Source organism: Lentzea aerocolonigenes, assembly GCF_000955955.1.
GTDB classification, from domain to species: Bacteria; Actinomycetota; Actinomycetes; order Mycobacteriales; family Pseudonocardiaceae; genus Lentzea; species Lentzea aerocolonigenes_A.
This window is the reverse complement of the sequence record NZ_JYJG01000311.1, coordinates 1-10,220: the sequence shown is the minus strand read 5'-3', so window position 1 is coordinate 10,220 and position 10,220 is coordinate 1. Positions and strand designations below refer to the sequence as shown.

Here is a 10,220-nt window from a genome sequence, read left to right as displayed (position 1 = left end):
AGGTTCCCTTCATCGAGCACCTGGCACGCACGTACCCGGTGGCGGACAAGGGTTCCGCTGCCACTCAACCGACGAACGGAGCGATCGGTCATGGGTGACTTCGACGGGCTGGTGGCTCTGGTCACCGGCGGTGGCTCGGGCATCGGCCGGAGCACGGCCGAGCTGTTGTCGAGCCGCGGTGCGCGGGTCGCCGTGCTCGACCTGGCGGCGGAGGGTCTGCCGGAGGAGATGTTCTTCGTGCGGGCGGACGTCACCGACGACCACGGCGTCCGCGACGCCGTGGAGGCGGTGGTCACGCGGTTCGGCGGCATCGACGTGCTGGTGAACAACGCGGGCATCGGCGCGCAGGGTGACGTGGCCGCCGCGACCGACGAGGAGTGGCACAGGGTGTTCGACGTCAACGTGATCGGGATGGCCAGGGTGGCCCGCGCCTGCCTCACGCACCTGCGGAACTCCCACTTCGCCGCCATCGTCAACACCGGCTCGATCGCGGCCACCGCGGGTCTGCCGCAGCGCGCCGTCTACTCCGCGAGCAAGGGCGCGGTGCACGCGCTGACCCGTGCCCTCGCCGCGGACCACGTCCGGGAGGGCATCCGAGTCAACGCGGTCGCCCCCGGTACCGCCGACACGCCGTGGGTGCGGCGGTTGCTCGACTCGGCGCAGGACCCGGAGGCGGAACGCGCCGCGCTGGAGGCGAGGCAACCGCACGGCCGGCTGGTCACGGCCGACGAGATCGCCGGCGCGATCGCGTACCTCGCGAGCCCGTTGTCGGGCTCCACCACGGGAACCGTGCTCGCCGTCGACGGCGGCATGGACGGGCTCCGGTTGCGTCCCCGTGGCTGACACCCTGAGCCGCCTGGGACTCGGCACGTCCCCGCTGGGCAACCTGTATGCCGAGGTCACCGACCACGAGGCCCGTGCCGTGATCGACGCGGCGTGGGAGGCCGGTGTCCGGATCTTCGACACCGCCCCGCACTACGGGCTGGGTCTCGCGGAGAAGCGGCTCGGCGCGGCACTGAAGGACCGCCCGCGCGACGAGTTCCTGTTGTCCACCAAGGTAGGACGGCTCCTGGTGCCCGACCCCTCCGGAGTGGGACGGCTCGACGACGACGGCTTCGTGGTGCCCGCCACCACGCGCCGGGTGTGGGACTTCAGCGCTGACGGTGTGCGGCGCAGCCTCGAGTCCTCGCTCGACCGGCTCGGGCTCGACCGGGTGGACGTGGTCTACCTGCACGACCCGGACGACCACTGGGAGCAGGCGGCGGGCGAAGCGTTGCCGGCGCTGGTGGAGCTGCGCGAGCAGGGTGTCGTCGGCGCGATCGGTGCCGGGATGAACCAGTGGCAGATGCTCGCCCGGTTCGTGCGGGAGTCCGAAGTGGACGCTGTGGACGTCGTGCTGCTCGCCGGCCGCTACACGTTGCTGGAGCAGCCCGCGCTGGCGGAGCTCCTCCCGCTGTGCGCCGAGCGCGGGGTGGACGTGCTCGCCGCCGGGTTGTTCAACTCCGGTCTCCTGGCCCGCCAGGACGTGCCGGACGACGCCACCTACGACTACCGGACCGCACCGGCGGACGTGGTCGCCCGCGCCCGGCGGATCGCCGCGGTGTGCGCCCGGCACGGTACGACGCTGCCGGCTGCCGCGCTGTGGTTCCCGTTCGGCCACCCGGCGGTGACGGGTGCGCTGATCGGTGCCCGTTCGACGGCCGAGCTGCACGCGAACCTGGCGGCGTTCGCCGAACCGCCCCCTCCGGGGTTGTGGGCCGACCTTCGCGACGAGGGGCTGCTCGAGGCCGAAGTGCCCACCCCGTAACGGCATCCAGGAAGAACGGAAGAGGAACGGCAATGCGACTGCTGCGAGTGGGCGACCCCGGCGCCGAGGTTCCGGCGGTGCTGGACGACGCCGGTCAGGTGCGCGATCTGCGTCCGGTGACCAGTGAGATCAACGGCGACTTCCTGGCCGGCGGCGGGGTGGCGCGAGTGCGTGACGCCCTGACCGGTTTGCCGGAGCTGGACGTCACCGGGATGCGGATCGGCGCGCCCGTCGCCCGTCCCGGTGCGCTGGTGTGCATCGGGCTCAACTACTCCGACCACGCGGCGGAGACGGCGGCGGAACCACCCGGTGAACCCGTGGTGTTCATGAAGAACACCAACACCGTCGTCGGGCCGAACGACACGGTCCTGGTGCCTCGCGAGAGCGTGAAGACCGACTACGAGGTGGAGCTGGCCGTCGTGCTGGGCGCCACCGCGCGTTATCTGGAGAGCCCGCAGGACGCGGCGGCCGTGATCGCGGGCTACGCGATCTCCAACGACGTCAGCGAACGCGAGTTCCAGATCGAGCGCGGCGGTCAGTGGACCAAGGGCAAGTCCTGCGAGACGTTCAACCCGCTGGGGCCGTGGCTCGTCACCGCCGACGAAGTGGGCGACCCCCAGGCGCTCGGCCTTCGGTTGAGTGTCAACGGCGAGCTGCGCCAGGACGGCAACACCAAGAACATGCTGTTCGGTGTGCACCACGTCATCTGGTACCTCAGCCAGTTCATGGTCCTCGAACCCGGCGACGTGGTGAACACGGGCACGCCGGCCGGGGTGGCGCTGGGCGTCAACGACTTCGGGTACCTGCGTGCCGGTGACACCGTCGAGCTCGGCATCGATCGCCTTGGCGTGCAACGGCAGCGGATCGGGCAGGCATGAGCACGCCGCGCCGGATCGACGCCCATCACCACCTGTGGGATCTCTCCGCACGGCCGCAGGACTGGCTCGACGGTCTCGAACCGATCCGGCGCGACTTCGGTCCGGCGGACTTGGGTGCCGTGACCGGACCGGCGGGCATCGACGCCACCGTGCTGGTCCAGGTGCTGCACGACATCGACGAGACCGCGGAGTTCCTTGCGGTGGCGGGAAAGTCCGACCTGATCAAGGGTGTTGTGGGGTGGGTCGACCTCACCGCGCCCGACGTGGCTTCGCAACTGGACCGGCTGCGTTCCCGGCCGGGCGGCGACCGGCTGGTGGGCATCCGGCACCTGGTGGAGCCCGAGCCGGACCCGGGCTGGCTGACGCGTCCCGACGTGCTTTTCGGGCTGCGTGCGGTGCGAGACGCCGGCCTCGTCTACGACGTGCTGACCCGGCCGCACCAGCTGCCGGCGGCGCTGGCGGCGGTGCGGGCGGTGCCGGACCTGGTGTTCGTGCTGGACCATCTGTCCAAACCGGACGTTCTTGGCGGCGCGCTGGAGCCGTGGGCGACGCATCTGGCCGCCCTGGCCGCCGAACCGAACGTGGTCGCCAAGGTGTCCGGTCTCGTCACCGAAGCCGGTCCACAGTGGACGGTTGCGGACCTGCGGCCTCCCGTTGACGTCGCACTGGAGGCGTTCGGGCCGGACCGGCTGATGGTGGGCACGGACTGGCCGGTCTGCCTGCTCGCGGCGTCTTACGACGAGGTTCTCGATGCCGCCTCGCAGTTGGTCGCCGGACTTTCTCCGGTGGAGCGCGACCAGGTCCTGGGCGGCACGGCCGAGCGCGTCTACCGGTTGGGGGAGCGGTGATGGACACGGTTCGGCTGGCCTACGGCGAGACCGGGCTGGACCTGCGCTTCGATCCGGCGAGAACCACCGTGGTGGTGCCGAAGCACCACCACGCCACGGAGTCGCCTCGGGAGATCCTCCGGCGGGCGCTGCGGTTCCCGGTCTCCGGCCCTCCGCTACGCGATCGCGTGCGCCGCGGCCAGACGGTGGCGATCTCGGCGTGCGACGGCACGCGTCCCCAGCCCCGGCACCTGATGATCCCGGCGATCCTGGAGGAGCTCGACGGCCTGGTCGACCTGTCCGACGTCGTGGTGCTGGTCGCGACCGGCACGCACCGCGGCAACACCGAGGCCGAGCTGCGCGCGATGTTCGGTGACGAGGTGGTCGACTCGGTGCGGATCGTCAACCACGACGCCCGTGACCGCGCGAGCCTGACGTGGATGGGTTCGTTCGGCGCCTCCGTGCCGGTGTGGCTCAACAGCGAATGGGTCGCCGCGGACGTGCGGATCACCACCGGTTTCGTCGAACCGCACTTCTTCGCGGGCTTCTCCGGCGGCCCGAAGCTGGTCGCTCCAGGCCTCGCGGCGCTGGAAACCGTGCTGGTGCTGCACGACGCGCACCGGATCGGGCACCCGCGGGCGACGTGGGGCGTCATCGAGGGCAACCCGGTGCACGACGACGTGCGCGCCATCGCCGCCGCCACCGGGGTGACGTTCGGGTTCGACGTGGTGCTGAACCAGGACAAGGACGTGGTGGCCGCGTTCGGCGGCGACCTGCTCGCGATGCACGCCGCGGCGGTGCGCACGGCACGCTCGGTCGCGATGCAGCCCGTCGCGGGGTTGTTCGACGTGGTGGTGACGACGAACTCCGGCTATCCACTCGACCAGAACCTCTACCAGTCGGTGAAGGGCATGTCGGCGGCTTTCGAGGTGGTCAAGCCGGGCGGCACGATCGTGTGCGCGGCCGAGTGCCGGGACGGTTTCCCCGACCACGGCCCGTACCGCTCTGTGCTGGCCTCCGCGCCGTCGCCCGCGGCGTTGTTCGCGGACATCTCGGCGCGCACGGTCACCGTGCCGGACCAGTGGCAGGTGCAGATCCAGGCCCGCATCCAGGCCGCCTGCCGGGTCGTCATGCACACGTCGTACCTCAGCGACGCCGAGCTGGCGTTGGCCCACCTTTCGCAGACCGCCGACATCTCGCTCGCGGTGGAGGAGGCGTTGTCCATGGCCGGACCGGATGCCCGCCTTTGTGTGTTACCCGAAGGGCCGCAGACGATCCCGTACGTGGATCGCCCATGAACGTTCTGATCTGCCTGGACAAGTTCCGCGGTTGCCTCACGGCCGCTGACGCTTGCGCGGCCGTCGCCTCCGGAGTGGTCGAGGCGGGCGGACGCGCGGTGTCGCTGCCGGTGGCCGACGGCGGCGAGGGCACCATCGCGGCACTGGCGGATGCCGGTTATCGCCCGGTTTTCGTCGACGTCACCGGCCCCACCGGACGCCCGGTGCGCGCCGCGTTCGCCGTCCGCGGGTCCCGCGCGGTGATCGAGATGGCCCAGGCGAGCGGCATGGACGTGCTGCCGGCAGGTCTCGCGCCACTCGTCGCCGACAGCCACGGCACCGGCGAGCTGATCCGCGCCGCACTGGACCACGGCTGCCTGGACCTCGTGCTGGCGGTGGGCGGCAGCGCCACCACCGACGGGGGAGCGGGCCTGCTGCGGGCCCTCGGCGCCCGCATCACCGACTCGCGCGGCGTACCGGTGGGCCCCGGCGGCGCCGCCCTGACCAACGCGGCTCACGTCGACCTGTCCTCTTTGGACTTCCGCCTGCGCCTGGCCACCGTGACCCTGGTGTCCGATGTGGACAACCCGCTGACCGGCCCGTCCGGCGCCGCCGCGGTGTTCGGCCCGCAGAAGGGCGCCTCTCCGCGCGACGTGGAAGTGCTGGACCGCGGCCTGCAGCAGTTCGCGTCGGCCATGGCCCGCTCGATCGGCCACGACCTTCGTGCGTCACCCGGCGCGGGAGCGGCAGGCGGCACCGGTTTCGCCGCGCTTGCCGCACTCGGTGCCCGCCGCGTCTCCGGCGCGGAGTTCGTGCTCGGCGAGATCGGCGTGGAGGAAGCCCTGCGTTCTGCCTCTCTCGTCGTGGTGGGCGAGGGCCGGTTCGGTTCGCAGAGCCTGCGTGGCAAGGCCCCGATCGGGGTGGCGGAGGCGGCCCGGCGACACGGCGTGCCGGTGGCGGTGATCGCGGGCGACGTCAGGCTTCCCGCCGACCGCCTGCGCCACATCGGCGTGGTCGCCACGTGGTCCCTGCTGGAACGCGCCGCCAACCTGGACGACGCGATCAGCCGCGCGCCTGAGTTGCTGGCGCGGATCGGGCGCGAACTGCCGTCGGTCGTGGCGCGGGGAGGTGCGGCGTGACCGGGTTGCTGGCGCGGATGGGCCGCGAACTGCCATCCGTCGCCGTGCGGGAAGGTGCGGCGTGACCGGGCCGGAGGCGGTCGACCTCGGTTTTGCCAGGGTCGACGTCGGGCGGGAGGCTCGGCAGGGGCTGCCGGAGGTCGTCTACGGCACCGGGAAGACGGCGGCCGAGATCGCGTCGATCGTCCGGACTCTGTTGCGGCACAACGATGGCCCGGTGCTGGCCACGCGCGTGGAACCCGAGACGGCGGCCGCCGTCCTGGCCGCGGTGGGGGACGGGTCGCGCGGTCCGGCCGACGGTGACCGCACGCCTGTCTCCGGCCTCGCACCCGTCCCGCACGGCACGCCTGCTGCGGGCTTCGCACCAGTCGCGAACGGCATGTCTGCAGGCTTTGCGCCCGTCCCGGCTGCAGGCTTCGCACCCGTCCCGCACGGCACCTACGACGCCCCGGCCAGGCTGCTCGTCTGGCGTCCCGCCGCTCCAGTGGGGTTCACCGTGGTCGTCGCCGCCGCTGGCACCGCCGACCAGCCCGTGGCCCGCGAAGCCGCCGCCATCGCCACCGCCGTCGGCCTCACCGTCACCAGCGTCACCGACGTGGGTGTGGCCGGACTGCACCGCCTCCTCGCCGAACAGGACCGCCTGCGCGCCGCCGACACCGTCATCGTCGTGGCCGGGATGGAAGGCGCACTCGCCAGCGCCATCGGCGGCCTGGTGGCCTGCCCGGTGGTGGCCGTCCCGACGTCCACCGGGTACGGCGCCGGTCTGGAGGGCATCACCGCGCTGCTCGCCATGCACGCGTCCTGCGCGGCCGGCATCACCGTGGTGAACATCGACTCAGGGTTCGGCGCGGCCATGGCCGCGTTCCGCCTCTCCCGCGTGGCTCGCCGGAGCGCGTCGTGAGCCGCGTCCGACCCGCCTCGCCGCCCACCAGCCGGAGCACGCCATGAGTCGCGTCTGCGTCATCTCCCCGTTCACCGGCCTGGCCGGCGACATGCTCCTGGCCGCCCTCGTCGACGCGGGCGCCCCGCTGGAAGCGATCCGCGCCGCCGTCACCGACACCGGTCTGACCGGCTGGGACCTCACCATCACCCGCGTGGCGGACCACGGCCTCGCCGCCTGCCGCGCCAACGTCGAGGTGAACGACGACGCCACGACCCGCAAGGCGGCAGAGCTGATCGCCATGGCCGAAAAGATCCGGGACCGCGCGGTGGCGGACGTGGCGGTGAAAGCGTTGCGCGCCATCGCCGAGGTCGAAGGGCGCCTGCACGGTGAGGACCCGGACCAAGTGCACCTGCACGAGCTGGGCGGCCACGACACGCTCGTGGACGTCGTAGGTGTTGCCGCCGCCCTCGAAGCATTGGGCATCGGCACCGTCCACTGTGAACCGTTGCCGCTCGGCACCGGCACCGTCCGCACCGCCCACGGCCTGCTGCCGGTACCCGCCCCGGCGACCGCGGCGCTGCTGGAGGGCGCGACGGTCATCGGGACCGAGCTGCGAGGCGAGACCGTCACCCCGACGGCCGCCGCGCTCCTGCACGCACTGAAAGCCGACTACCGGCCGCCGCCCGCGATGCGGTTGGGCGCCACCGGTTACGGAGCGGGCACCCGGACGCTGCCCGACCGCCCCAACGTCGCGGTCGTCCGGCTCGGGGAAGCAAGCGAGCAAATACGGGACCTGGTCGTGCTGGAGACCAACCTCGACGACGTCACCGGTGAGATTCTCGGGTACGTCGTCGCCCGCCTGCTCGACCGCGGTGCCCTCGACAGCTGGATCACCCCCGCGGTGATGAAGAAGGGACGGCCGGCGCACGTTCTGCACGCCCTCACCACTCCGGAGAGCGCGGACGACGTCGAACAGCTGATGTTCGCCGAGACCGGCAGCCTGGGCGTGCGGCGAAGCACCGTGCGCCGCACCGCCGCGGCCCGCACCACCGACGTCGTCCACGTCCAGGGCATGCAGGTACGCCGCAAACACGGGCCGCACCACAGCAAACCCGAGTACGACGACGCGGTGGCGGTCGCCGAGAAGACGGGACTGCCGCTCAGAACAGTACTGCGGCAGCTGGAGGAGGAACGTTGACGGACAACGGACTCGTGGCACGAATGGCCGGGATCGGCCCGCTCGCCGTCGCGTTCTCCGGCGGCGCGGACTCGGCACTCGTCCTCGCCGCCGCCGTCCGCGCCACCGGGCCGAACAATGTTCTCGCGGTCACCGCGAACTCGGCGAGCCTCGCCGCCGCGGAACTGAAGCACGCCGAAACCTTCGCCCGCACCCTCGGCGTCCGGCACCTCGCGCCCGCGACCACCGAACTCGACAACCCCCGATACGCCGCGAACGGCCGCGACCGCTGCTACTTCTGCAAGTCCACGGTCCTGGACACCATCACCGCGGTCGCGCGCGAGCACGGCCTCAAAGCGGTGGCGACCGGCACGAACGCCGACGACGCGCGCGACCCGCACAGGCCCGGCATCCGCGCCGGTGACGAGATCGGCGTGCACACCCCGTTGCGCGACCTCGGCATGACCAAGGCCGACGTCAGGGAGGTGAGCCGGAGCTGGGGACTGTCCACATGGGACAAACCTGCGCTGCCGTGCCTCGCGAGCCGGGTCCGGTACGGGCTGGAGATCACGCCCGCACGGCTCGCCAGAGTGGAACGCGCCGAGGTCGCGGTACGGGCGTGGCTCGACAAAGCCGGCACACCGAGCAGAGATGTAAGAGTGCGCGACCTCGGCGACAAGGCGCGCGTCGAGCTCGACCCGCATCTCGCCGGTCTGCCGGAGATCAGGGCGGGACTGGCCGAACTCGTCCGCGCGGCCGGGTTCACCGGGGTGGAGCTGACGGAGTTCCGGTCAGGTGCGCTCAACCACGAGCAGCCGGTCGAGCAGGTCGTGCCAGCCGGCTTCGACCCGCGGAAGCGACATGCCGTTCCTGCGGACGAGGTGGTCGACCAGCACGACGTCCAGTGAGGACAGCAGGGTGTGGGCGAGCAGGTTGGCGTCGGCGTCCGGGAGGGCCGCGCGCACCAGGGCCGCGACGTGGGTGTGGCGCACCTGCCGCGCCGGAACCGTGAACCGGCGGCCGGGGGAGGGTTCGGCGGCCAGGTAGATGTCGTGGTGGGCCTGTTCGTGGCGCAGCAGGGCCAGTCCGAACGCCCGCAGCCGCGCACCCGCCTCAACACCGGGGCCCAACGGCGGCGGGCCGCTGATGAACGCCTCCTGGAACTGCTGCTCCGCGTGGTCGAGCAGGGCCTGGAGCAGTCCGTTGCGGTCGCCGAAGCGGCGCGACACCGTGCCCTTGCCGACTCCCGCGGCCGCGGCGACGGACTCCATCGTGATGGCCGCCGCGCCGTGCTCGGTCGCGAGCTGGGCCGCGGCCTCCAGCAGGCGGGCCCGGTTGCGCACCGCGTCCGCACGCAGCGGTGTCTCCGCCCCGGCCCAGGGCAGTGTGCCGTCGATCACCTCCACAGCCTAGCCGGGAAGATAAACGGGACGCGTCCCGTTTAGCCTGAGGACTGGTACCACCACCTGCACTCGGGAGTTATGTCATGGCAGTCCGCATCCTCACCCTCGTCGGCAGCCTCCGCGCCGGATCGCACAACCGCAGGCTCGCCGAGGCCGCCGTGCAGATCGCGCCGGAGCACGTCGAGGTCGGCCTGTACGACGGCCTGGACACGGTGCCGTTCTACAACGAGGACATCGACGCCGAGGGCAGCGTTCCCGCCGCCGCGACCAAGCTGCGCGAAGCCGCCGGTGAAGCCGACGCCGTGCTCCTGGTCTCGCCCGAGTACAACGGCACGATTCCCGCCGTGCTGAAGAACGCCATCGACTGGCTGTCGCGTCCCTACGGCGCGGGCGCCCTGTCCGGCAAGCCCGTCGCCGTCGTCGGCACCGCCTTCGGCCAGTATGGCGGCGTGTGGGCCCAGGACGAGGCCCGCAAGGCCGTCAAGATCGCCGGCGCGGACGTCGCGGAGGACCTGACCCTGTCGATCCCCGGCTCGGTGGTCCGCTTCGCCGAGCTGCACCCGGTCGACGACCCCGAGGTCACCGAGAAGCTGACCGTGGTCATCGAGGGCCTGGCCGCTCGCGCCACCGCCACCGCCACCGTCTGACGCTGCCGAAGAGCACGCGGGGCGCTTTCGTACTCTCCTGGAGTGCGAAAGCGCCCCGCGTGCGGTCCGTCACGTGGTGCAGGCCGCTTGGTTGAGTGTGATGGCCGACGGCGTGCTCGTTGTGCCGTTGGCGGTGAAACCGAGTGACACGGACGCACCCGCACCCAGGGACGGACTGTGCG

General features: G+C 72.1%; 11 protein-coding genes. 10 read left to right on the top strand and 1 reads right to left on the bottom strand.

Translation table 11 applies throughout. The features are described 5' to 3' along the window. The first annotated feature begins 90 nt into the window (after window positions 1–90). The 9 genes from UK23_RS34700 (at window position 91) to larE (ending at window position 8,896) form a co-directional block, all read left to right on the top strand. The gene (locus tag UK23_RS34700; RefSeq protein ID WP_045315969.1) at window positions 91–843 is read left to right on the top strand and encodes an SDR family NAD(P)-dependent oxidoreductase; all 753 of its coding nucleotides are present in this window, start codon (window positions 91–93) and stop codon (window positions 841–843) included. Then, window positions 836–1,807: an aldo/keto reductase gene (locus tag UK23_RS34695; RefSeq protein WP_045315968.1), complete on the top strand. Its 972-nt coding sequence runs from the start codon at window positions 836–838 to the stop codon at window positions 1,805–1,807. The genes UK23_RS34700 and UK23_RS34695 overlap by 8 nt, the downstream gene beginning before the upstream one ends. Before the next feature lie 32 nt (window positions 1,808–1,839). Next, a complete protein-coding gene (locus tag UK23_RS34690) occupies window positions 1,840–2,685 on the top strand; it encodes a fumarylacetoacetate hydrolase family protein (protein WP_045315967.1) in 846 nt (281 codons plus the stop codon). Beyond that, the gene (locus UK23_RS34685) at window positions 2,682–3,533 is read left to right on the top strand and encodes an amidohydrolase family protein (RefSeq protein WP_045315966.1); all 852 of its coding nucleotides are present in this window, start codon (window positions 2,682–2,684) and stop codon (window positions 3,531–3,533) included. Before UK23_RS34690 ends, UK23_RS34685 begins: the two co-directional genes overlap by 4 nt. Continuing rightward, window positions 3,533–4,810, top strand: coding sequence for a nickel-dependent lactate racemase (larA, locus tag UK23_RS34680; RefSeq protein WP_045315965.1), 1,278 nt, complete (start codon window positions 3,533–3,535; stop codon window positions 4,808–4,810). The genes UK23_RS34685 and larA overlap by 1 nt, the downstream gene beginning before the upstream one ends. Further along, the gene (locus tag UK23_RS34675; RefSeq protein ID WP_045315964.1) at window positions 4,807–5,928 is read left to right on the top strand and encodes a glycerate kinase; all 1,122 of its coding nucleotides are present in this window, start codon (window positions 4,807–4,809) and stop codon (window positions 5,926–5,928) included. Before larA ends, UK23_RS34675 begins: the two co-directional genes overlap by 4 nt. 61 nt (window positions 5,929–5,989) lie before the next feature. Then, window positions 5,990–6,829, top strand: a complete 840-nt coding sequence (larB, locus tag UK23_RS53095) for a nickel pincer cofactor biosynthesis protein LarB (protein WP_045315963.1) — start codon at window positions 5,990–5,992, stop codon at window positions 6,827–6,829. A gap of 43 nt (window positions 6,830–6,872) precedes the next feature. Next, complete coding sequence (gene larC, locus UK23_RS34665; RefSeq protein ID WP_045315962.1) at window positions 6,873–8,009, top strand: nickel pincer cofactor biosynthesis protein LarC; 1,137 nt, start codon at window positions 6,873–6,875, stop codon at window positions 8,007–8,009. After that, on the top strand, window positions 8,006–8,896 hold the full coding sequence (gene larE / locus UK23_RS50755) for an ATP-dependent sacrificial sulfur transferase LarE (RefSeq protein ID WP_231114815.1): 891 nt from the start codon (window positions 8,006–8,008) through the stop codon (window positions 8,894–8,896). The genes larC and larE overlap by 4 nt, the downstream gene beginning before the upstream one ends. Here the strand turns inward: larE and UK23_RS34655 are convergent. Further along, window positions 8,780–9,388 carry a TetR/AcrR family transcriptional regulator gene (locus tag UK23_RS34655; protein WP_156213603.1) on the bottom strand — a complete coding sequence of 203 codons (609 nt, stop codon included), beginning with the start codon at window positions 9,386–9,388 and terminating at the stop codon, window positions 8,780–8,782. The genes larE and UK23_RS34655 overlap by 117 nt on opposite strands. A gap of 86 nt (window positions 9,389–9,474) precedes the next feature. On the opposite strand from UK23_RS34655, the gene UK23_RS34650 reads away from it, so the two are divergent. Then, on the top strand, window positions 9,475–10,038 hold the full coding sequence (locus UK23_RS34650) for an NADPH-dependent FMN reductase (RefSeq protein WP_045315960.1): 564 nt from the start codon (window positions 9,475–9,477) through the stop codon (window positions 10,036–10,038). Window positions 10,039–10,220: the final 182 nt, after the last annotated feature.

What these genes read in the sequence shown, in the direction of transcription:
- larC (WP_045315962.1), top strand. Translation starts at nt 6,873, where the DNA reads ATGAGTCGCGTCTGCGTCATCTCCCCGTTCACCGGCCTGGCCGGCGAC.
- UK23_RS34685 (WP_045315966.1), top strand. Translation starts at nt 2,682, where the DNA reads ATGAGCACGCCGCGCCGGATCGACGCCCATCACCACCTGTGGGATCTC.
- larA (WP_045315965.1), top strand. Translation starts at nt 3,533, where the DNA reads ATGGACACGGTTCGGCTGGCCTACGGCGAGACCGGGCTGGACCTGCGC.
- UK23_RS34690 (WP_045315967.1), top strand. Translation starts at nt 1,840, where the DNA reads ATGCGACTGCTGCGAGTGGGCGACCCCGGCGCCGAGGTTCCGGCGGTG.
- UK23_RS34675 (WP_045315964.1), top strand. Translation starts at nt 4,807, where the DNA reads ATGAACGTTCTGATCTGCCTGGACAAGTTCCGCGGTTGCCTCACGGCC.
- UK23_RS34700 (WP_045315969.1), top strand. Translation starts at nt 91, where the DNA reads ATGGGTGACTTCGACGGGCTGGTGGCTCTGGTCACCGGCGGTGGCTCG.
- UK23_RS34650 (WP_045315960.1), top strand. Translation starts at nt 9,475, where the DNA reads ATGGCAGTCCGCATCCTCACCCTCGTCGGCAGCCTCCGCGCCGGATCG.